Here is a 20,222-nt window from a genome sequence, read left to right on the forward strand (position 1 = left end):
ATGGGATTTCTCCGTTCAAAAACAGCGGAAACGAACCATTAAGGTTAGCATTTCATTTAGAGAATCATTGCAATGGAACGGTTTATGCCGCGTTAAGACCGGACAAAGCGCGCGGCAAAAAATCCATCCATGCCAATCGTTTCGCCATCAAGGGTCACCGGATGGCCCGGCAAACACCGAAGATATCCATCCCGTGTGACACACATATCGAGACCGCCAATTTCAGCGGCGGCGACAGGCTTCAGGGCCACCTTGCCCTCATGACGGGCAAGAAATGCGCCCGCTTGGGCCTCGCCTTCGGCCGCTTCCAAAGAACATGTGCAATAAATGATCATGCCGCCCGGCTTCACCCAATCGATAGCACGATCAAGCAGCGAAGACTGAATTTCCGTCAGTTTTTCAATATCGTAAGGTTTCTTAATCCACGGAACGTCCGGATGCCTCCGAATTGTCCCGGTCGCACTGCAGGGTGCATCCAGAAGCACCGCATCAAAAAGCTCTTCCGGCTCATAAGACCGCAGATCCGATGTCACTGTGACGACGGAAAGGCCAAGCCGGTCCATATTCTGAGACAGACGCTTAAGCCGGCCGCTCGAAATGTCCACGGCCGTCACCTCTGCCCCGGCTACCGCCAATTGAGCTGTTTTTCCTCCAGGAGCAGCGCATAGATCGGCAACTTTTTTGCCGCTGATGTCCCCAAGAAGCCGGGCAGGCAGAGCTGCGGCAGCGTCTTGAACCCACCAGTCTCCCGCTTCAAACCCCTCCAGCGTCTCAACAACCGTTTTGCGCGGCAGCCGCACACTGCCAAAACCGACCACCTGGCCGTCCAGCCGCTCCGCCCAAGTTTCGGGATCGGATTTTACAGTAAGATCGAGCGCCGCTCCATCGGCATGAGCGGCAGCGATTTTCCGGGCGGTTTCCGCGCCATAAGCGGTGGTCCAGCTTTCCATGAGCCAGTCCGGCGTGTTCAAGAGCAGGGGATCGAGATCTGCAACAATCTCGTCGTGCTCACGGCCCAGCCTCCTGAGCACACCATTCACAAGGCCTTTGTAGGGTTTTGCTCGCCGGTCGGTGCCCGCGTGATCAACGGCAAGCGAAACAGAAGCCCGGTCGGGAATATCCAAAAACAGCATCTGAGCAATCGCCACATGCAGGATATCAAGGATACGCCCCGTCTTTTCCGGGATATCGCGATCCAGAAGCCGGTTCAGTACTTCGGCGATCTCGCCGCGATGGCGTAGCGCTGCGCCGACAATTGCCCGTACAAGCGCGCGATCGTTACCGGCCAGTGCTTGAAACCCCGAATGCCCGGAAGCGACATCAAGCTCCCCATCCAGCGGGCGTTTTTTGTGCACCACATTTCCGAGTATGTCGGCAGCCACTTTGCGGGCCGCAAAGCCAGGCTTGTCCCGCGTTTCCTGAGGCTCTGGTCCGGTTTTCTTGTTTTTGGTCTTAAACGGCGGCTTGCTCAAAAGGGGATCCTTCGTCGGGACATCAGTCAGCTGTGCACTGAAAACCGAGCGCCGCAGACCGGGTGACCGGCTGCGGCGCGAATTTTTGGCAGTCTAAACCTAGAGACCGCCGTGGCAAAGCTTTTTGTCCGCGGCCCAAATGGCCTAGCCCCAAGGACCTTTCGGCCTTTCCGGCTGACGGGCTGACGGACGCGGCTGCCCGCCCCATGGACCGCTGGAAGCCGCCTGTGTTTGAGAAAAAGAGCTGCCGCCACCGGTTCCCATTCCGGATTGCGCGAGCTTCCGGAGCTCGTCGATCCGGTTTTGCGTGTTCGGATGCGTTGAGAACAGATTGTCCATACGCTCCCCGGACAGCGGGTTCATGATGAACATGTGCGCTGTTGCTGGGTTGGCTTCCGCATCCGGATTGTGGATCCGCGCAACGCCTCCGGAGATTTTGGCCAGAGCGGACGCCAGCCACATTGGCTCACCGCAAATCTGGGCGCCCATCCGGTCAGCTGCATATTCCCGCGTCCGGGAGATTGCCATTTGAACAATCATGGCCGCCATCGGGGCGACGATCATCATCAGGATAACCCCCACGAAACCCAGCGGATTGTTCCGGTTGCCCCCGAAGAAAAAGGCAAAATTGGCCAGCATGGAAATCGCACCGGCAATCGTCGCGGTGATGGTCATGATCAATGTGTCATGATTTTTCACATGCGCCAGCTCGTGTGCCATGACACCGGCAACTTCCTCCGGGGTCAGCATATCAAGCAAGCCCGTCGTTGCCGCAACGGCCGCGTTTTGCGGGTTCCGGCCGGTTGCAAAGGCATTCGGCTGCGGATTGTTGATGATGTAGACCTTCGGCATCGGCAGGTCAGCATTCTGGGCCAGGCGCTGGACCATGCGGTAAAAATCCGGAGCGGACCGTTCATCGACCTCCTTTGCATGATGCATGCGCAGGACCATCTTGTCCGCATTCCAATAGCTGAACAGGTTCATGGCCGCCGCGATCGCCAAGGCAATCATCATGCCTGACTGGCCGCCAATCATAAATCCGATCCCCATGAACAAAGCGGTCATGGCCGCCAGCAACATGGCTGTCCGAATGTAGTTCATAGCTGGTTGGTTCCGTTCGTTTGAAGAAGCGGGACCGCTGCGGCCCCACAAAAACCTCTTCCCTGAGATGGGTATGACTGCCATTCTTGGCAAGCTCACCCTATATAGCGTCAAAGTTTTGAATTTTGCCTGACAGCGGACCCATGACCGACAGCAAAGACGTGACAACACCCCACTATACTTCGGCCGAAGCGCCTTCGTTAAAGAGCGACCCTGCAGAGGTTCCGAAAAAAAACTTCGAGGACCTCCCACCTGCCGCGCAGCGCGCATTGAAGGAAGCGGAGGCCCGCCGCAAGGAAATAGATGACCGCCACAATTCGATGGAAAAGGAAGTCGATGGCCGCGGTGGTCTGGAGCCAACCCGTTATGATGATTGGGAAATCAAGGGATTGACGGTCGATTTTTAGAGAGCATTTCTTGGCAGGTCGGCACGCTCAAGAACTGGTCCGAAGTGTTGCGTGCTCAAAAAACACCTGCATGACCGGCAGCGTCCGCAGATGCAGTCTTGTCAGGATGTCTTCCTCTATGAGCGTGAAAACAGGCGCTCCTGATTCGGAGTAGCCGGGCTCTTCACCGGTTAGTATTTCATAGATGTCCGTTTCCGGGTAACTGGATTCCAGATAAGGCCGTTTGCCATTGACAAGGGGGACAGGCCATTCAAATTCATCCAGGCCATCCTCCATATTATCAAAGCTGTCCCAAGAAAACCGCATGTTCCGGATGATCTTCAGACTGTCTTCATCGACGGTGATTGTTCCGTCCTCATTAATACCCAGATCAATCATGTTTCCCTCAAACTCGATATCTTCGAAATTGATGAGAAGTTGTTCTGGCGGCATATTTTTAAGCGGGTAAAATCCTGGTTTTAATTCGCCGTTATCTAGAAAAAAATTCATCGCCAGCTCCAGGCGGCCATAAGCATGTGCTTGGCCTTCCAGCGTTTCCTGGCCAAAAAATTCTGTCATGGCCGCAAGCGGATTCTCGTAACCAAATGGCCTGTCGGCAAGGATTTTCGGCGCTCCATTTTCCAAGTCATCCCAGGTAAATCTGGCATTTCGAAGCAAACTCAAATGTTCGGCAGTGAAAACAAAGCCTTCCAGTTCCTCTTTTGGTTTGGAAGAAAAATACTCTTCCTTAAACAAGTCTTCTGGGTCGGTATTCTCTAGAATTTCCTCTAATGAAACACTTGAAAAAACATCATCCATATCGCTCATAGCCGCGATCTCCTGAACTCCAATGCATGGCACGCGAGTGACAAATGACCACTCCGCGGAAGACAGATTTAGGGTTCAATCGCATGCACCGTTGTGACGGCCAGCACAATTTAATGGTTTTGAAATTAAACAAACAACCAAGTGGGAATATCCATACTTGATCAGGTCAGCCTGCGAACTTCTTCTGCGATCGCTGTAGCCAAGTCCTTTTGCGGCTTTGCGTCGAAATGAATGGCATCAATGTCGCTGGCCGCGATCACGGTTCCGGTATCGAAAAAAGCAGCACCATAAACCTGCGCCTGTTGCCGGTAGACAGCGGCCAAACGCTTTGATTGCACCCCGCCATGCGCATTTGAGTAAACGCCTGCATATTCCTTTCCGGTGAAATCTCCGAGGGGCGGTGGTGCCATCAAGAGCAGCTTGGGCGCTCTTCCTTCCACATTATCGGTTGGCAGAGATGCGGCATGAAGCAAGCGGGCCATGGCCAGGCCGATTGCCTCCGCGCTAAGGCCAAACCGGTCCTGAAGATCGTTGGACCCAAGCATGAGGATCAGGATGTCAATCGGCATATGTGTCTTGCGGATCGTCATCAGATGGGACAAGCCGCATTTGTCTCCGCGCACAGGGTCCTCGAACACGGTCGTCCGGCCGTTCAACCCCTCTTCAATGACATAGTGGCCCGGCCCCAATTCCTTCTGCAGCAGCCGTGTCCAGCGCACATCGTGGCCATAGCGGGATTTGTCTCTTGGATTAAAACCCCAGGTCAAAGAATCGCCGAAACAAACGACATTTACCGGCTCGTTTGCCATCAGGCCCCCCGCAGGTCGAATAAGTAATTGATAGGGAAAGTAGACCAAGGCGCTATTCGGCTCAATTGACTTGATGCCCACCAAGGCCGCCGTCAGCATTTACAAAGGTTCCATGCCTTCGCTTTTAGCTCGCGCCATTGTGGATGACGGGCGGAAAATCACCGCCCTGCCCGCTTGGTTAATAAGAGATTTACCAAGGCGGAGATAGGGTCTGGGCAAAGTTATGCGTAACGACTGCCGGACCCTTGATGACTGTCAGCTCACCTCACTATATCCGCGGCGCCGTCTTGCCGAGCTCCAACCCGTTCCAGCGCCTTGCAGAGCTTCTGTCAGGTGAAGAGCCGGGAAAAGAACCAATTGTCATGACAATTGGTGAACCGCAGCATGCCATTCCTGACTTCACGGCTGGTGTTCTGGCCGAAAACATGAACGATTTCCGCCGGTATCCGCCGATCAATGGCAGCCCGGAGTTTCGAGCCGCAATCGCTGCATGGCTGGACAAGCGGTATGGCCTGGCGGGCGCCATCGATCCGGAACGGGGCGTACTGCCGCTGAACGGCTCACGGGAAGGGCTTTCTTTTGGCGCCATTGCCGCGCGCGATCAGCTGGCCAAGGGCATCGAACATCCGGTCGTGATTCTCCCGAACCCGTTTTATCAGACCTATGCCGCCGCAGCCCATGTCGCCGATTGCGAGGCAGTGCTACTGGACGCCGTTCCCGGAAACAACTTTCTGCCGGATCTCGACAGCCTGGATCCTGAGTTGCTCGACCGGACCGTGGCATTTTACGTCGCCTCGCCGACAAATCCGGAAGGATATGTCGCAGGGCTTGATTACTGGCAAAAGCTGATAACCCTTGCCCGGAAACACCGGTTTTATGTTTTTGCCGATGAGTGTTACTCGGAAATCTACCGCGACACACCGCCTCCCGGGATCCTGCAGGCCGCCCAGCAAACAGACGACGGCTTTGCCAACATTATCGTTTTGAATTCGCTCTCCAAGAGGTCGAATCTGGCGGGCCTGCGCTGCGGTTTCGCGGCCGGTGACCCGGAGTTTCTTCAAAAATGGGCAAAGTTCCGGGGACTGGCAGCACCGCAGGTGCCGCTGCCCGCGCAGGCCGTTGCCGTCAAGGCATATCAGGACGAGGCACACGTCATCGAGAACCGGCGGCTCTACAACGAAAAGTTCGAAGCAGCCGAGCGGCATCTCGGACCGATCATGGGAAAAGTCACGCCCGAAGCCGGATTTTTTCTGTGGCTGGATGTATCCAGATGGGGCGACGGCATTTCGGTGACCAAGGCACTGTGGCGCGATACGGGCCTCAAGGTCCTGCCGGGGGCATTTCTGGCATCCGATCAACGCGATGGCAGCAATCCAGGCCGGAACTACATCCGAGTGGGGCTGTGCGCGCCGCTGGCACAAACGGAAACGGCTCTTGAAAGATTGGCAAACTGGTTGGGAGACACCGCATGAGACGCGCGAACGCAGTGCGCGCCAACAGCCGGCGCGCTTCGGTCGATCTTCTGGATACTGAAAGCCCGCTCAAGCGCTTCTTACGGCGGAACCTTGTAGGCGCGGCCGGTCTTTGCCTGATCGCTCTTGTCGCGGCGCTTGCGGCGGCACTTGCAACCTGGTCGGTCAATGATCCGAGCCTGAACCACGCTACGGGCGGCCCGGTGCGAAACGCGCTGGGGACACCCGGCGCCATTTTGGCCGATATCCTGATGCAGACCATCGGTCTGGCCACGGCCATTTTCCTGGTACCTGTCGTCCTGTGGGGCTGGCGCCTTGTCACCGGCCACGAGCTTCGCATCGGCCGCAAGCGCATTCTGTATTGGAGCGCTGGAACCGGCCTTGCCGCCGGTGCCCTGGCCGCGCTGCCGATACCCGGAAGCTGGCCGCTCCCGACAGGGCTTGGCGGGTTCGTCGGGGACTATGTGCATCATATTCCAGGTCTTTTGACCGCCAACATGACCGGCGGCGCAGCCACAATCATCGGGGCGTTCGGCCTTGGCCTTCCGGCAACCTTGTGTCTGCTAGCCTCGGCCGGTTGGCTTGGGTCGGCCGGCGAACCCCAGCCGCGCCTTGAGCCGGAAGCAGCGCCTGCTCAAAAGGCAAAAGGCCACGGCCGGTCGCTTGAGGAAGATCTCGGCCTTGACGACGAAGATGGAGAGACCCGTCTAAGCATCTTTGCCAGCATGGTGATGGGCCAGCTGGACCATTGGCGTCTTCAAGGGGCTGGCCTTTTCCGCCGCACGGCAGGTCTGAAGCGCCGTCCTGCCGACGAAGGCGAGGACTGGGATCCGGAAGAGGAAGACTTTGAGACCGAGGAAACGCAGAAGCCCGGACCGCTCAAGGCCATCCGGCGTGCCCTTGCCGGTCGTCTCATGCCCGAGGACGATGATGGTCTTGATGCGTTTTATGGCCGCAGCGACACCGAAGACGGCCACTACGACGGTGACGAGCTCCATGACAGCGATCCATATTTTGACGAGGGCGAAAGCTTTTCGCCCGATGAGCTTCTAATCGACAAGGGCCCGGTGTCGGGCCAGCCGCTGCCGGGTGATATTGCCGTTCCGGTCGGCATTGCCGCACCGGAGGCTCCCGCGCAAAACAGCATCCGCCAAGCCGCACCAAACCCGCAAACCGGCCGGGTCATTCCCCAGGCCCCAAGGCCAAAACAAAGCAAGCGGGCCATGGAAGAAGCTCAGCCATCTTTCCTCGGCGCCCCGGAAGAATATGAAATGCCGCCTTTGCGGCTGCTCGCCGAACCGAAGGCGGCAGGCAAGGTGCCCGGCCTGTCCGAAGATGCGCTGGAGCAAAATGCCCGCATTCTGGAAGGCGTCCTGGAAGACTTCGGTGTCCGCGGTGAAATCATCGAGGTCCGGCCCGGACCTGTGGTGACCTTGTACGAACTCGAGCCCGCTCCGGGCATAAAATCCTCGCGCGTCATCGGCCTTGCAGATGATATTGCCCGCTCCATGAGCGCGATTTCCGCCCGTGTTGCGGTTATTCCGGGCAAAAATGCGATTGGTATCGAACTGCCGAACGCCCGCAGGGAAACCGTTTATCTGCGGGAAATGCTTGCCGCCCAGGATTTTGAGAAATCAAAGTCGAAACTGGCGCTTGGCCTCGGTAAGACGATCAATGGCGAAGGTGTCGTTGCCGATCTTGCACGCATGCCACACCTGCTTGTCGCCGGTACAACCGGATCTGGTAAGTCGGTTGCCATCAACACCATGATCCTGTCGCTGCTCTACCGGCTCACACCAGACCAGTGCAAAATGATCATGATCGATCCGAAAATGCTAGAATTGTCGATCTATGACGGCATTCCACATCTTCTGACGCCGGTCGTCACTGATCCGAAGAAGGCGGTTGTCGCGCTCAAATGGACCGTCCGGGAGATGGAAGACCGGTATAAAAAGATGTCCAAGATGGGCGTCCGCAACATTGACGGTTACAACACCCGGATCAAGCAGGCGCTTGAAAAGGGCGAGGATTTCACCCGCACGGTGCAGACCGGTTTTGACCGCGATACCGGCGAGCCAATCTACGAAGAAGAACAGCTGCCGCTCGAGCAGATGCCATACATCGTCGTCATCGTTGACGAGATGGCGGATCTGATGATGGTCGCCGGCAAGGATATCGAGGGCGCCATCCAGCGTCTGGCGCAGATGGCCCGTGCCGCGGGCATTCACTTGATCATGGCAACGCAGCGCCCCTCAGTCGATGTTATTACGGGAACAATCAAGGCCAACTTCCCGACCCGGATTTCGTTCCAGGTCACCTCAAAGATCGACAGCCGCACCATCCTTGGCGAAATGGGCGCAGAACAGCTTCTTGGAATGGGTGACATGCTGTTTATGGCCGGCGGCGGCCGGATCCAGCGCGTGCACGGGCCTTTCGTTTCCGACGACGAAGTCGAAGACGTTGTGAAACACCTCAAGGTTCAGGGCACACCTCAATACCTGGAAGCTGTCACTGAAGAGGACGAGGCCGGGGAAAGCCCATATGACGGCGGCAGCCTTGCAGGCGGTGAGGAGGGCAACGACCTTTATGACAAGGCCGTCGCAATCGTCCTGCGCGACAAGAAAGCGTCCACCTCCTATGTCCAGCGCCGACTCTCCATCGGTTACAACCGGGCGGCATCGCTCATTGAACGGATGGAACAGGAAGGGCTAATCAGCGCGGCAAACCACGCAGGGAAACGCGAAATTCTAGTTCAAAACGGCAATGACGAAGAATTCTGAGCGGGCGGTGCCAAAGCTTTGCCACACACCGGGATTAAGCCTGATGAAAATCGACGCAAAAATGACTGGGACATAGCAACATGCTGAAACGCCTCGCACATCGCCTGTCCGATTTCTTCATCCGGCCGGTGCTGACTGCCGCTCTTATGGCCGCCTTGCTGCTGCCCGCCCATGCGCTCACCGCCAAGGAACAAAAAACGCTGACGGACCTGAATGCCTATTTCAATTCCGTGAAGACGATGCATGGCGATTTCATTCAATTCGGGCCGGACGGAAGCCAATCAGACGGCAAGTTCTATATGGCACGGCCTGGAAAGGTGCGGTTTTACTACAACAAGCCTTCGGTTCTCGACATTGTTGCCGACGGCAAGTCGGTCTCCGTGCGGGACCGCAAGCTGAACACCCAGGACATCTGGCCGCTCGGCCAAACACCGCTCCGGTTTCTCCTGTCCGACAATATTGATCTTCAGAAAGACACCAACGTCACCAATGTGCTGGTTGAGGAAGACTTGGTGACGATCACGATTTTCGATGACACCCGCTTCAACTCCGGCACTCTAACGCTGATCTTCGATGCGGAAGACTTCTCCCTGAAGCAATGGACCGTTACGGATCAACAGGGCTACGACACCTCGGTCGCGGTCTATAATGTCGTCTCGAACGGGCCGACCAATCCGGATCTTTTCAAGATCGACTACCTGGCAAACGCGCGCCAGCATCAAGGAAACAATTGACCGCGGCGGGACAGGAACCGGCCGGCAAGGGCCAAAGCGAAGCCGGAAAATCTCTGGTATTCCGGCTTCTGTCGGACTACTGCCGGGAAAACGGGCTACGACTGTCAGCGGCCGATCCGCATGGCCATGCGGGTTCGGTCGATCATCCGGACGGAAAGCGCTGGCTTTTCAAGGGCACCCGTTTCGATATCAACCCGCAGGGCGCTGCTGAAATTGCGGCGGACAAGGCATATGCGCTTTCCTTCTTGAAGGCCGCAGGCCTTCCGGTGCCAGAAACACTGTTCGTGGAGAGCAAGTCACTGCGGAATCGTCAGCGTCCGCCGAGCCATATCCTCGATTTTGCAGACGCTCATGAATTCCCCATCTTCGTGAAGCCGAACGAAGGCAAGGAAGGCGTCGGTGTTCTCAAGACCGATACATTTCACGGCCTTGAATCCGCGCTCCATATTCTGGCGGCCGGCCACGATGCGCTGATCGTGCAGGAAGCCTTGCAGGGCCGCGAAATACGCGTGGTTGTTCTGGATGGTGAGGTGCTTTGCGCCTATGAAAGACAGCCCGCCAGCGTAACCGGGGACGGAGAACGGTCCTGTGCCGAGCTCATTGACGCGCACCCGAAGGTGAATGCCGCCGATGGCCGCATCGATTTCACACTGTCTCAACAGGCTCTGACCCTGGAGGCTGTGCCGGAGGCCGGCCGAATCGTACAGCTGCTGCCGGTTGCCAATCTATCTTCTGGCGGATCTGCCGAGATTATCGACGGAAACCTGGCGCCGGGCCTGGCCGTTGCCGCCCGCAAGGCCGCCCAGACACTGGGGCTACGCTACGCCGGGATAGACCTCATTGTTCCGCACGGGTCCGAGATACATCCTGCAATCATCCTGGAGGTCAATGCCGCACCGGGGTTTGCCAAGTTGCATAAACAAGGCCCCGGTGCAGCCGAACTGGTCGACGCAGTCTACAAGCGTCTGTTTTCCGCTCTGTTTGCAAGCTGAATAATCAGAAATCGCCCAATTTAAGATCGCGGGAGTACTCGCCGTCGACTTCTTTGGTTACAGCCTGTCCGCAAATCGTCTCGCCTTTGGTGGCATCATAGGTAAGTGACGGGGACCCGCTGAGTTCCCACCCCTTGTTGAGAGCTTCCGTGACCCGGTGGCAGAATTCGCTGCTGTCGACATTGGTGATGAAGCGATAGAGTTTCATGCGTGTCTTTCTGGGTCAGGGAGCGATAAACCGGAACCCATCTACCGCCCGAAGCTGACCGATTGTGAAGTGATCAAGCATTTCTGGGCGTTTGCGACAAACGCCCGATGCTCTCGTGATTTCAAGAACGGGCGGCAATTGCGTCGGCAATGGCAATCACCCGCTTGCCCATGTCGGCATGTAGCCGTTCTACCATCTTTCCGTCCACCTGAATCGCGCCTTTGGACCGGTTTTCCGGCAAATCGAACTCCGCGTTGATCTTGCGCGCCCAGGCAACTTCCTCTTCCGTCGGGCTGAAGGCGCCGTGACAGGGGGCGATTTGTTTCGGATGGATCAAGGTCTTGCCGTCCATGCCCATGTCAACGCCCTGCGCGCATTCCGCGGCGAACCCTTCCTCATCCTGAAATGCATTGAAGACCCCGTCCAGAATATCAATCCCGCCGGCCCGTGCAGCTGCAACACAGGTCATCAGCCAAGGCAACATGGCCGCCCGTCCGGGAGTCAGCCGCGCGCGGGTTTCTTTTGCAAGGTCGTTTGTGCCCATCACAAAACAACTGAGGCGAACTTCCGGGTCCCGTCCGCAGGCCCCGATTGCTGCCGCATTGAGCATGGCTTCGGGCGTTTCCATCATCGCCCAAAGCTTCAAATCGTTGGAAGCACCATAAACCGACAGTTTGTGCGCGATGGCCTGCAAATCCGCTGGCGTATTCACTTTGGGCACAAGGATCGCGTCCGGATTGGCCTGGACTGCCGCTTTGAGGTCTTCTTCGCCCCATGGCGTTGCAGGTCCGTTTACCCGAATGACCACTTCCCGGCTGCCAAAACCGCCGGCTGAAACCGCCGCAGCGACCTGGTCGCGGGCCACAGTTTTTGAATCGGGCGCCACCGCGTCTTCCAGATCCAGAAGAACGCAATCCACATCCAGTGTTTTGGCTTTTTCCAGTGCGCGCTGATTGGATCCTGGCATGTAGAGCGCGGAGCGGCGCGGACGAAACGAAGATGACATTTGGCGATCCCTGGAAACACGGAAGAAAGTTCCCGTAACCTAGTGGATCGATCTGGCGGTGGGAATTCGCCGAAGGGGTAATCCGGTCTGAAGAAGCGGTTGAGTAACAGCGCAAACGGCCGGACCCAAACAGCCAGCTCTAAAACACCCTGTCTGCTCCTGAAACGTCAAAAGCCGACAGCCGCAGGATGGTCTTGCTGCCCATATCCTTACGGAAATACCGCTTCATCTCGGTCGTCTTCCTAATCCGCCGGAAGAACAGGGCCAGGAAGGAGAAGGCGGAAACCAGATAGACCGCACCGGCAATCGCCAGGGTGAGAATTTCGCCGGAGGTGTTCGCCAAGATTTCCATTGTCCGCTCCGCAACTGCGTTTCGATGTTTAAGATTTTGCACAAATTTGCGGAAAAGGCCGGTAATCTACGTCACACTTCTTTCGTTTCGGCAGGTGTTTTCCCCGCGCCAAGCTCTGTTTGAAAATCATGTCTGTGGCAGCGATCACGGCAACAGCCGTAATGGCGGCACAGTGAGTGGTGGCCCTGAAAGCCAACGGATCGAAATCGAAGGCACTCAGCTGTGGCATTCAGGAGCGCCTCTGCCTCAAATCCAAGGACACGCCCCAGAACATGACGTAAGCGGGTTCACGGTAAGACGGCCGGAGAATTTGATTCAGCTCCTTGAAAGCCAGCCGGGTTTGCGCAAAATGTGTTGATCTTTCCATGATCCGTCATTTTCCGGAGATCTCATGACAACAACGGAAATCAGGGCCCTCGGGCTGGATGATGCCCATCAGCTCGCACCGCTCATTGCTGAAAACGCACAGGCCCTTAAGCGCGGCGCTCCCAGGCGCCCGGATGAGTATTATGCCGAACGGATTTTGGGCGATAAAACCGCTGAGGTTATTGGCGCGTTTAACGGCGAGCACCTGGTCGCCTTTGCCGTGTTTTTCGACCTGCCAGAATTGATTACAGGACTTCGGATCGGCCAACTGGATGACATTTATGTTCATCCCGATTTCCGCAATCAGGGCCTAGGCCGCAAGATGATCGACAGACTGGTCATTGAAGGCCAAAGCCGCGGCTGGCTGCATCTGCGCTGGATCGTGCCGGGCAAGAATACACCTGCCGTCGCGCTTTATGAAAAAATCGCAGAACCCGATCACCGCAAGAGTTACATTATTCCGATCGACCGGATTGCCGGAGATTAGTACCTTGGGCGTTTCAAACAAACGCCCGATGCCCTTGATCTGCTTGACATAACGCCTCAGAGTCCCGCCAGAAACAGCGGCGGGATCCGGCCCAATTGAACAAACCCTATCCTGACAACGCCCTGATCGATGGTGAAGGGCAGCTCCACCACCGGATCGCCCGCTTCGTCTTCAGCATTTGGCTTGAGACTTGTCAGAAGCGTTTCAACAGTGGTGTACGTATTGTTGGTATCGGGAATGAAGGGCTTGATGGCTTTCAGCGCCTCGCCCGCATCCTTCAGGAAGAAAGCGCCGTTTCCGGAAAGCGTGCCGTCACCCGCCAACAGAAAATCACCATTCGCGCGCAGGCGGCCTTCGCCGAGCGTCAATTCCGAAAAGACCAGCCCGACCGGTAACTCGCCTCCGTTCATTTGCACCAGGACCGGCAAAGCTGCTCCATTGAAAAGCGATTTTCCATCCTGCAGGCGGATATGAACGCGCGCATGAAATGCTTCCATCGGCTCAGCCGCCGGAGGAGCGGTGAAACCCGCCAACCGGATCTCCGGCTCTATGCCATCAAGCGACAGGAAAACTTCAAGTCCGCCGGCCCGGTTGGGCGTTTCGCGGAGATGCAGTTCCGCTTTTTCGGCAATCCCGCGGACAAGTCCGGCAACACTCTCGGCGCGGATCTCGGGCTGGTCCACGACAATGTCCAGATTGCCGAGATCCTCGGAAGAATAGGTGACACTGGAACGCAGGCTCTGCCACGCGACTTCAGCCCTGCCTGCAGCCGACGTCTCGACAAACCGGCCGTCTGCACCTTCAAGGATCACATGCCAGGGATTATAGACAAGAGCAACAGCCTGGACACCGTTCACGAGCACCTGATTGCGGGAGGCTCCCTGTACACTCAATGATGCGCAGCGCACCTCATATCGGAAGGGATATCCTCCGATTTGCAAATCACGGCAATCAACGTCCAAACCGACCCGCGAAATATCCGATACTCCAGCCTCGATCTGACCATTCAAGACCGAGCGCCCGTACATCCAGGCGCCGGACCATCCGGCTATGACCAGGGCGATGGCCGCCATCAGAAGGATGTACCGCCGTCTGGAGGGTTTTGGGGGAAGGGGTGAAGCTGTCGTCACGTGCGGGTATCTCCATCTACTGGCATGTCATGCGCCTTACGTTGCAACCGCAAGCCCGGCTTGCTATCCCGGCACTTTGACGCAGTGAGACACGACGATATGAGCGATTTTTGGGTGTTTGGCTACGGGTCCTTGATGTGGAACCCCGGTTTTGAGCATATTCGGTCCGAACCAGCCATTTTAAGGGGGGCTCACCGGGCTTTGTGTGTTTACTCCTGGGTTCATCGCGGCACTCAGGAACGCCCAGGGCTAGTCTTCGGGCTCGACAATGGCGGGGCATGCCGCGGCATGGCTTATCAGGTCCCGGAACACTCATGGCCCGAGACTCTCTCTTATCTGCGGGCGCGGGAACAGACCACAATGGTCTATAAGGAGCATTGGCACGGGATCGAACTCGACAGCGGTGAGAAGGTCCAGTCACTCGTTTACATGGTCGATCACGCGCATCCCCAATATGCAGGCGCGCTGCCGCTTGAAGAGCAATTGCAGATCGTCTCAGGCGCCGTTGGAAAGTCCGGAAAAAACCCGGAATATGTCATCAACACAGCCGCGCACCTTGAGGAAATGGGGATAACCGACACCGGTCTTGCGTGGCTGGCGGACCGCCTGAGGAACAGCTGAGGCGGTCATTCCCGTTCAAGAGCTGGCCGAAGGTACCCGTCCCTCATCGATCTCGGCCAAGACGGGTGAGGGACGCTCAGCGCTACGCGCCTCTTCGATCAGCGCATTGCTGGCAGTTTCGATCGCATCCACCATCTGTTCATGGAACACATCGGGCGCCAGGCCGGGTTCAATCGGTGGCATGATCTCGACAATGACCGTGCCCGGATAGACCAGCCATGAGGATCTTGGCCAGTAAAGGCCGGCATTGTGGGCAATCGGAACCACAGGGCATTTCAAGTCCCGGTACAAGTGGGCGATCCCAAACTTGTATTTCGGCTCGGCGCCCGCAGGCCGCCGGGTGCCCTCGGGAAAGATCATGATCTGGCGTTTCTCTGCGATTGCCTCTTTCGCGGCCTCAATCATCGCCGCGAGCGCTTCCGACCGTTTTCCACGATTGATCGGTATCTGCTTGTACTTGGCCGTATACCAGCCAAAAATGGGGATCCAGCGGAGCTCCCGCTTCAAGATGAATGTCGGCGATGAAAACAGCGGGATCAGCGTTACCGTTTCCCATGCCGATTGATGTTTCATTGCGGCAATGAAGCCACCGGCCGGCAAGTTTTCCCGTCCCCGGATCTCGACCTTCAGACCCACTATGAGGCGCATCAAGCCGAGCAGTGTCTTCGACCAGACGGGTACGATCCACCAGCCCCATTTCCGCGGCAGCAGCATTGCTGGCGAAAAGAGAAGCATCTGAATGAGCGTTACCGAATAGAACAGGACCTGAAAAACGGTCGACCGGAGAAAAAGCATGGCACCTTGCAGACTTCGAACGAAAGGTCGGGCGGATGGTGCCCTACAAGGCCGGACAGGCTGTTCAGCCGAGGCCCTGGATGGCGATCCGCAGTCGAGCGACGATATACTTCACATATTCACGCATGAGAAGGCGGAAGGTCGCAGGTTCGCGGTACCAGTTCTTTAATTGAAGATGCTCGGTAATGACGGGATAGCCAATAAGATCAACATCGGGCAGAGCGATTGACAGCTCGGCGGTTGCCCGCGGCATATGATAGGCGCTTGTGACGACCAGCAACGACTTAAAGCCATTCTTTTTGACCCAGGCCGCCGTTTCGGTTGCATTTCCAGCGGTGTTCAAAGCTGTCCGGTCGAGGTCGACCGTTGTTTCTTCAAGCGGCATATCGGATTCGGTAACGACAGCCAGCTGTTTGCGGGTCGTTCCAGGATGAACGCCTGAAATCAGCAGCCGCGACCCATGCCCCTGCTCCATCAGGCGGACACCTTGCGCGACCCGCGCTTGGCCTCCTGTCAAGACAACGATCGCATCCGCAGTCGCTTCGGAAGGCGCCGCTGTCCCGGCCACCGACTGAGCAAATCTTGTGAATTCGACCGCAGATCCGGCAGCTAATGCCGTAAGGCCGGCAATAAGGGCAACACGCAGGCCAAAACGGCGTTTTGCTTTGGGTGCGAATGACGGGCCGTTTGGAACGGTTCCAGCAGACACATTGGAGGAGCTTTCTGGCGGTAAAGTGCGGCCAGCCTCCAACCCCTGTTCAATTGCCGTGTCTGCATTCGTCATTGGAAAACCATGATAGGTGATTCGGCCAATTTCGCGGCATTGGCGAGAAAAATCAATCAACCTTGGCAAGATGCGCCTTGACCGCAAGTCCTGACGTTAGGGCAGTCAGGATCGCAACAAGGAAAATGACACCGACCACGCCAAAGTAACCGGGCAGGCTGACCGATACCGTCCCGAACATCGACGACACTTGGTCGGCCCCCGCCTGGCCGGAGCCCTGACGGGTCAACATATCCAGGACGAGGAAAGAAAGGCCCGCAGTGAACCCACCGGCGACGCCGCCCTTCAGGCCAAGAACCAGAAAGTGCCTTTGGAACTCACGTGCGATAAACGTGTCTTCCGCGCCAACAAAATGCAGCACCGAGACCACATCCTTGTTACCGGCCATGGCCGCTTGCGTTGCAAACACAACGCTGAGCACCATGGAGCCAAGGACAAGAACGAGCAGGCCGAAGCCACCCAGCACAACCGCGCCGGCCATGGCCGACAACCGCGACGTCCAGACCGAATGATCATCCAGGCTCGCTCCCGAGATCTCCTGCGTCACCTGTGTCCGCAGCTGGGACAGGTTCAACTGCTCGGGATCGGAAATCGTGATTTGGATCAGGCGGGGAACCGGTAATCCGTCCAATTGCAGACCGTCCCCGAGCCAGGGCTGCAGCAAGGCTTTGGTTTCCGCATCCGACAACGCCCGCACCGATCCGATCCCCGGAAACTCCTGGGCCAGAGCAACGGCCTTGTCGATCTCAAGGAGCATGTTGACCCCTTCCGTCGGCCGGATCTGGATCGTGACCTCCCGAACCAAATCGTTTTGCCAAGCGTCAGCCGCGTCCCAGACAACGGAAACCGCGCCAACCGTCAGACACGCCAGAAAGCTCATGATTGCAACAACCAGGGTCAACGACCGGCCGGCAACCGATTGCGGCGGAACGATTGCGGCAGCGGGCCGCAACTTGTCGTCCGGCAATGGGGCCTTGGCTTTTTGGGCGGCGGGAATTTTCCGCTTGGCACCGGACGCACGATCACCGCGCTTAGGCGGGCGGACTTTTGAAGTTCCGGAGTTTCTTTGTTTTTTTGTCTCGGACTTCGCCATGAATGAGCCTAGTCAAATATGGAAAGGCGGCCATCGGCCAGCACCATGCGGCGCGCGTCGACCTGTTCGAGCAACGCGATGTCGTGCGTGGCAATGATCACCGAGGTGCCAAGTTTGTTCAATTCGATAAACAGACGCAACAGGCGGCGGGCGAGCGGCGGGTCCACGTTGCCGGTCGGTTCATCGGCAAGCAGGATTTCGGGCCGGGTAATGAGCGCGCGCGCGATGGCTGCGCGCTGCTTTTCACCACCGGACAGAACCGGGGGCAGGACATGCATCCGATCCCCAAGCCCAACCCACTTCAAAAGATCGACAACATCAGACCGGTAGTCGGCCTCATCCTTTCCGGCAACGCGCAGAGGAAGGGCAACATTCTCGTAGGTCGTTAAATGGTCGAGCAGGCGGAAGTCCTGAAACACAACACCGATTTTACGCCTCAACTTCGGTAACTCTTGTTTTCCAATAACACTGAGGTCCCGGTCAAAAACCTTAATCAGACCGCGTGTTGGCCGCAGGGACATGAACAGCAGCCTGATGAGGCTTGTTTTGCCAGCACCTGACGGGCCGGTCAGAAACTGAAAGGACTGCGGTTCAATCTGAAACGTCAGATCCTGGAGGATCTCCGGACCCATTCCATATCGCAGCCCCACATTTTCAAATCGGATCACACCGTTGCTCCTTTTGATGCCCGGGACGCTATAGGCTGGCCGTTAACGCTGCATTAATCATATAAATGTCCAGTAGGGACAGAGAAGCCCATCCTCGGAAATATGGGCCCTTGTCCGATATTCCGTGCCGTTTTGCGAGCCTATCGGTTACAGTGCCACTTCATAAGCTAGCTATGGCGAGGGGTCTTCGGCGATGAAGATCAAATGTCCGGATTGCGGAACATCTTACGAGATCAAAGCGGAAGCTCTTGGCCCGGAAGGCCGGAGTGTAAAATGCGCCAAATGCGGAAACCGCTGGTTCGTCTCACCCAAGCCGGAAAAAGAAGCGTCCCTGGCCGCCGGTAAAGATGTGGATGACGCCCCCGCATCGTCTCCAAAAGAGGATACCGAAAAAGACGAAGCCGATTGGGCAGCCGATTCTGAAGATGATTCGCGTGACGATCCAGACAGCGCCAGCGAAGCCAGCGCCGAGGAAGAGATCGGAGACTTCAAGCCACCGCCAGCCAACTCGGATGTAGATACGGGTAAGTTCGCATCCGATCTAGCGGAAGATGAAAAGCCGAAAGATCCATCCAAAGCCGATATCGAGACCCTGGCGAAGCGGCCCAAGATCACTGTGAACCCGGATAAGTTCCGGCGCAACCATATCGGCGCAGTCCTGAATTGGATCTTCCGGCGGAACTTCCGCCGGATCGGCGGCGTGGTGCTGTTCGGGACAGCCGTCGCGCTCTGCGCTCTTCTCATTTTCATGCGCAATGATCTCGTCAAGCAGTCACCGGATCTTGCAAGCCTCTTCCAAATGATCGGTATGGACGTGAACCTGCGGGGCTTGGAGTTCCGGAACCTGCGGACATTCACGGAAGTTGAAGAAGGAAAACGTGTATTGGTCGTTGAAGGATCAATCCGCAATTTGCTAGATACGCAAAACACTGTACCTGCGGTTCGGCTGTCGGTGCGCAGCGCCGATATGCAGGAAGTGTATGCCTGGACGGTCGAACCGCGCACCAGAACGCTCAACGCTTTTGACGAAACCAGGTTCCGTACCATATTGGCCGATCCACCCGGTGCGGCCTCCGACCTTCAGGTGCGGTTCATCGACCGCAACCAACGCCAAGTAGTTTTAGAGTGATCATGAATCCAAACATTCACACCCTTTTCGACGAAGACGCGATTTCTCGGAGGGTGAACGCTCTTGCACGCGAGATTGCCGAAGCAAAGCCAGAAAACCTTCTGGTCGTTGCGGTTTTGAAAGGCAGCTTCATCTTCGCTGCCGATCTCGTACGCGCGATGCACAGGGCAGAGCTGCAGCCGGAAATGGAGTTCATGCATCTGTCATCCTATGGCGCAGGGACCGAAGGCTCCGACAACATTCGCATTTTACGCGATGTCGAAAGTGACGTTAACGGCCGAGACATAATATTGGTCGATGATATCCTTGAATCCGGACGCACCCTTGCTTTCGCAAAGGAGCGTCTAACGAGTAGAGGCGCGCGATCCGTTCGCATTGCTGCATTGCTGGACAAACCAGAGCGCCGCAAAGCTGCCATATCTGCGGATTATGTGGGGTTTGCCTGTCCTGATAAGTTTGTCGTCGGATATGGTATGGACATGGGGCACGCGTGGCGGCAGTTGCCCTTCATTGGGTACGTAGCTCCGGATGATACCGGTGGAACGGACGGCAAAACGGGAGGGTAAGAATGGCTCGTATTCTTCTTACGGAAGATGATGAAGCCGTGCGCGGCTTCGTAAAGCGGGCGCTTGAGCTGGACGGCCATTCGGTCGATTCGGCTGAAGACGGCGGCGAAGCCGTTGAAGCGCTCCGCCGTGAACAAGGCAACTACGATCTTCTTCTATCCGACATCAAGATGCCGATTATGGACGGGATAGCATTGGCCCTTCATACAGCCCGCGACCACCCGGAAATGCCAATCCTGCTGATGACGGGTTTTGCGGACCAGCGCGAACGGGCAAATGGGCTGGAGAACCTGGTGCATGATGTCATCACAAAGCCATTCTCGTTGGCCGATATCCGAAAGGCCGTCAAGGACGCGATTTCGGGCATCCAGCCTCAGGACAGCCGCCGCTACGCCTGAAACAACTCAGCGTTCCCCATAAATAAAAAACCCCGCTTGATGCGG

Annotated in this window: 22 protein-coding genes; 10 read left to right on the forward strand and 12 right to left on the reverse strand. The window is 56.9% G+C overall.

Features of this window, described 5'->3' with window-relative positions; genetic code table 11:
• Positions 1-92 precede the first annotated feature (92 nt).
• Together E1180_RS18590 and htpX are read right to left on the reverse strand one after the other, a co-directional pair.
• A complete protein-coding gene (locus tag E1180_RS18590; protein ID WP_208997240.1) occupies positions 93-1,472 on the reverse strand; it encodes an RsmB/NOP family class I SAM-dependent RNA methyltransferase in 1,380 nt (459 codons plus the stop codon).
• Between the two features lie 144 nt (positions 1,473-1,616).
• Positions 1,617-2,573, reverse strand: a complete 957-nt coding sequence (gene htpX, locus E1180_RS18595) for a zinc metalloprotease HtpX (protein WP_155193504.1) — start codon at positions 2,571-2,573, stop codon at positions 1,617-1,619.
• A 143-nt stretch (positions 2,574-2,716) separates the two neighbouring features.
• On the opposite strand from htpX, the gene E1180_RS18600 reads away from it, so the two are divergent.
• The gene (locus tag E1180_RS18600; RefSeq protein WP_155193505.1) at positions 2,717-2,980 is read left to right on the forward strand and encodes a DUF1674 domain-containing protein; all 264 of its coding nucleotides are present in this window, start codon (positions 2,717-2,719) and stop codon (positions 2,978-2,980) included.
• Between the two features lie 27 nt (positions 2,981-3,007).
• On the opposite strand, the gene E1180_RS18605 is transcribed toward E1180_RS18600, so the two are convergent.
• Both E1180_RS18605 and E1180_RS18610 read right to left on the reverse strand, forming a co-directional pair.
• Positions 3,008-3,787, reverse strand: coding sequence for a hypothetical protein (locus E1180_RS18605; RefSeq protein ID WP_155193506.1), 780 nt, complete (start codon positions 3,785-3,787; stop codon positions 3,008-3,010).
• A 161-nt stretch (positions 3,788-3,948) separates the two neighbouring features.
• Positions 3,949-4,596, reverse strand: a complete 648-nt coding sequence (locus E1180_RS18610) for an SGNH/GDSL hydrolase family protein (protein ID WP_155193507.1) — start codon at positions 4,594-4,596, stop codon at positions 3,949-3,951.
• Positions 4,597-4,844: 248 nt separating this feature from the next.
• Here E1180_RS18610 and E1180_RS18615 point away from each other — a divergent pair, with 248 nt between their 5' ends.
• From E1180_RS18615 to E1180_RS18630, 4 genes are all read left to right on the forward strand, one after another.
• Positions 4,845-6,068 (forward strand): aminotransferase class I/II-fold pyridoxal phosphate-dependent enzyme, encoded by a 1,224-nt coding sequence (locus tag E1180_RS18615; protein ID WP_155193508.1) that lies wholly within the window; start codon positions 4,845-4,847, stop codon positions 6,066-6,068.
• Positions 6,065-8,848, forward strand: a complete 2,784-nt coding sequence (locus tag E1180_RS18620) for an FtsK/SpoIIIE family DNA translocase (protein ID WP_155193509.1) — start codon at positions 6,065-6,067, stop codon at positions 8,846-8,848. The genes E1180_RS18615 and E1180_RS18620 overlap by 4 nt, the downstream gene beginning before the upstream one ends.
• Before the next feature lie 80 nt (positions 8,849-8,928).
• Positions 8,929-9,582, forward strand: coding sequence for an outer-membrane lipoprotein carrier protein LolA (locus E1180_RS18625; protein ID WP_155193510.1), 654 nt, complete (start codon positions 8,929-8,931; stop codon positions 9,580-9,582).
• Complete coding sequence (locus E1180_RS18630) at positions 9,579-10,574, forward strand: ATP-grasp domain-containing protein (protein ID WP_155193512.1); 996 nt, start codon at positions 9,579-9,581, stop codon at positions 10,572-10,574. The genes E1180_RS18625 and E1180_RS18630 overlap by 4 nt, the downstream gene beginning before the upstream one ends.
• Before the next feature lie 4 nt (positions 10,575-10,578).
• Here the strand turns inward: E1180_RS18630 and E1180_RS18635 are convergent, their stop codons facing one another.
• The 3 genes from E1180_RS18635 to E1180_RS18645 all read right to left on the reverse strand — a co-directional run bounded on the left by E1180_RS18635 (position 10,579) and on the right by E1180_RS18645 (position 12,140).
• Positions 10,579-10,782, reverse strand: coding sequence for a DUF1737 domain-containing protein (locus E1180_RS18635; RefSeq protein WP_155193514.1), 204 nt, complete (start codon positions 10,780-10,782; stop codon positions 10,579-10,581).
• A 121-nt stretch (positions 10,783-10,903) separates the two neighbouring features.
• Complete coding sequence (locus E1180_RS18640) at positions 10,904-11,788, reverse strand: HpcH/HpaI aldolase/citrate lyase family protein (protein ID WP_155193517.1); 885 nt, start codon at positions 11,786-11,788, stop codon at positions 10,904-10,906.
• A gap of 139 nt (positions 11,789-11,927) precedes the next feature.
• Positions 11,928-12,140: a hypothetical protein gene (locus E1180_RS18645; RefSeq protein WP_155193519.1), complete on the reverse strand. Its 213-nt coding sequence runs from the start codon at positions 12,138-12,140 to the stop codon at positions 11,928-11,930.
• A 391-nt stretch (positions 12,141-12,531) separates the two neighbouring features.
• Between E1180_RS18645 and E1180_RS18650 the strand changes: the two genes are divergently transcribed.
• Positions 12,532-12,993: a GNAT family N-acetyltransferase gene (locus tag E1180_RS18650; RefSeq protein WP_155193521.1), complete on the forward strand. Its 462-nt coding sequence runs from the start codon at positions 12,532-12,534 to the stop codon at positions 12,991-12,993.
• Between the two features lie 56 nt (positions 12,994-13,049).
• Here the strand turns inward: E1180_RS18650 and E1180_RS18655 are convergent, their stop codons facing one another.
• Positions 13,050-14,123 (reverse strand): DUF2125 domain-containing protein, encoded by a 1,074-nt coding sequence (locus tag E1180_RS18655; RefSeq protein WP_155193523.1) that lies wholly within the window; start codon positions 14,121-14,123, stop codon positions 13,050-13,052.
• 99 nt (positions 14,124-14,222) lie between these two features.
• Here E1180_RS18655 and E1180_RS18660 point away from each other — a divergent pair, with 99 nt between their 5' ends.
• Positions 14,223-14,744, forward strand: a complete 522-nt coding sequence (locus E1180_RS18660; protein ID WP_155193525.1) for a gamma-glutamylcyclotransferase — start codon at positions 14,223-14,225, stop codon at positions 14,742-14,744.
• 15 nt (positions 14,745-14,759) lie between these two features.
• Here E1180_RS18660 and E1180_RS18665 read toward each other — a convergent pair whose 3' ends face one another.
• The 4 genes from E1180_RS18665 to ftsE form a co-directional block, all read right to left on the reverse strand.
• Positions 14,760-15,539, reverse strand: coding sequence for a lysophospholipid acyltransferase family protein (locus tag E1180_RS18665; RefSeq protein WP_155193527.1), 780 nt, complete (start codon positions 15,537-15,539; stop codon positions 14,760-14,762).
• A 64-nt stretch (positions 15,540-15,603) separates the two neighbouring features.
• Positions 15,604-16,323, reverse strand: coding sequence for a YdcF family protein (locus E1180_RS18670; RefSeq protein ID WP_155193529.1), 720 nt, complete (start codon positions 16,321-16,323; stop codon positions 15,604-15,606).
• 52 nt (positions 16,324-16,375) lie between these two features.
• On the reverse strand, positions 16,376-17,416 hold the full coding sequence (locus E1180_RS18675) for a cell division protein FtsX (RefSeq protein ID WP_155193532.1): 1,041 nt from the start codon (positions 17,414-17,416) through the stop codon (positions 16,376-16,378).
• Between the two features lie 8 nt (positions 17,417-17,424).
• Positions 17,425-18,084 carry a cell division ATP-binding protein FtsE gene (ftsE, locus tag E1180_RS18680; protein WP_283404579.1) on the reverse strand — a complete coding sequence of 220 codons (660 nt, stop codon included), beginning with the start codon at positions 18,082-18,084 and terminating at the stop codon, positions 17,425-17,427.
• Positions 18,085-18,277: 193 nt separating this feature from the next.
• Between ftsE and E1180_RS18685 the strand changes: the two genes are divergently transcribed.
• Genes E1180_RS18685 through E1180_RS18695 form a run of 3 tightly spaced genes read left to right on the forward strand, consistent with a single transcriptional unit; the run spans position 18,278 to position 20,177 of the window.
• A complete protein-coding gene (locus E1180_RS18685) occupies positions 18,278-19,213 on the forward strand; it encodes an MJ0042-type zinc finger domain-containing protein (protein WP_155193534.1) in 936 nt (311 codons plus the stop codon).
• 2 nt (positions 19,214-19,215) lie between these two features.
• The gene (gene hpt, locus E1180_RS18690; protein ID WP_155193536.1) at positions 19,216-19,779 is read left to right on the forward strand and encodes a hypoxanthine phosphoribosyltransferase; all 564 of its coding nucleotides are present in this window, start codon (positions 19,216-19,218) and stop codon (positions 19,777-19,779) included.
• Positions 19,780-19,781: 2 nt separating this feature from the next.
• Entirely contained in the window at positions 19,782-20,177 is a 396-nt protein-coding gene (locus E1180_RS18695) for a response regulator (protein WP_155193538.1), read from the forward strand.
• Positions 20,178-20,222 lie beyond the last annotated feature (45 nt).

The organism is Roseibium denhamense (genome assembly GCF_009711415.1).
Lineage (GTDB): Bacteria > Pseudomonadota > Alphaproteobacteria > Rhizobiales > Stappiaceae > Roseibium > Roseibium denhamense.

What these genes read in the sequence shown, in the direction of transcription:
- htpX (WP_155193504.1), bottom strand. Translation starts at nt 2,573, where the DNA reads ATGAACTACATTCGGACAGCCATGTTGCTGGCGGCCATGACCGCTTTG.
- E1180_RS18600 (WP_155193505.1), top strand. Translation starts at nt 2,717, where the DNA reads ATGACCGACAGCAAAGACGTGACAACACCCCACTATACTTCGGCCGAA.
- E1180_RS18605 (WP_155193506.1), bottom strand. Translation starts at nt 3,787, where the DNA reads ATGAGCGATATGGATGATGTTTTTTCAAGTGTTTCATTAGAGGAAATT.
- E1180_RS18610 (WP_155193507.1), bottom strand. Translation starts at nt 4,596, where the DNA reads ATGGCAAACGAGCCGGTAAATGTCGTTTGTTTCGGCGATTCTTTGACC.
- E1180_RS18615 (WP_155193508.1), top strand. Translation starts at nt 4,845, where the DNA reads ATGACTGTCAGCTCACCTCACTATATCCGCGGCGCCGTCTTGCCGAGC.
- E1180_RS18620 (WP_155193509.1), top strand. Translation starts at nt 6,065, where the DNA reads ATGAGACGCGCGAACGCAGTGCGCGCCAACAGCCGGCGCGCTTCGGTC.
- E1180_RS18625 (WP_155193510.1), top strand. Translation starts at nt 8,929, where the DNA reads ATGCTGAAACGCCTCGCACATCGCCTGTCCGATTTCTTCATCCGGCCG.
- E1180_RS18635 (WP_155193514.1), bottom strand. Translation starts at nt 10,782, where the DNA reads ATGAAACTCTATCGCTTCATCACCAATGTCGACAGCAGCGAATTCTGC.
- E1180_RS18640 (WP_155193517.1), bottom strand. Translation starts at nt 11,788, where the DNA reads ATGTCATCTTCGTTTCGTCCGCGCCGCTCCGCGCTCTACATGCCAGGA.
- E1180_RS18645 (WP_155193519.1), bottom strand. Translation starts at nt 12,140, where the DNA reads ATGGAAATCTTGGCGAACACCTCCGGCGAAATTCTCACCCTGGCGATT.
- E1180_RS18650 (WP_155193521.1), top strand. Translation starts at nt 12,532, where the DNA reads ATGACAACAACGGAAATCAGGGCCCTCGGGCTGGATGATGCCCATCAG.
- E1180_RS18660 (WP_155193525.1), top strand. Translation starts at nt 14,223, where the DNA reads ATGAGCGATTTTTGGGTGTTTGGCTACGGGTCCTTGATGTGGAACCCC.
- E1180_RS18665 (WP_155193527.1), bottom strand. Translation starts at nt 15,539, where the DNA reads ATGCTTTTTCTCCGGTCGACCGTTTTTCAGGTCCTGTTCTATTCGGTA.
- E1180_RS18670 (WP_155193529.1), bottom strand. Translation starts at nt 16,323, where the DNA reads ATGACGAATGCAGACACGGCAATTGAACAGGGGTTGGAGGCTGGCCGC.
- E1180_RS18675 (WP_155193532.1), bottom strand. Translation starts at nt 17,416, where the DNA reads ATGGCGAAGTCCGAGACAAAAAAACAAAGAAACTCCGGAACTTCAAAA.
- E1180_RS18685 (WP_155193534.1), top strand. Translation starts at nt 18,278, where the DNA reads ATGAAGATCAAATGTCCGGATTGCGGAACATCTTACGAGATCAAAGCG.
- hpt (WP_155193536.1), top strand. Translation starts at nt 19,216, where the DNA reads ATGAATCCAAACATTCACACCCTTTTCGACGAAGACGCGATTTCTCGG.
- E1180_RS18695 (WP_155193538.1), top strand. Translation starts at nt 19,782, where the DNA reads ATGGCTCGTATTCTTCTTACGGAAGATGATGAAGCCGTGCGCGGCTTC.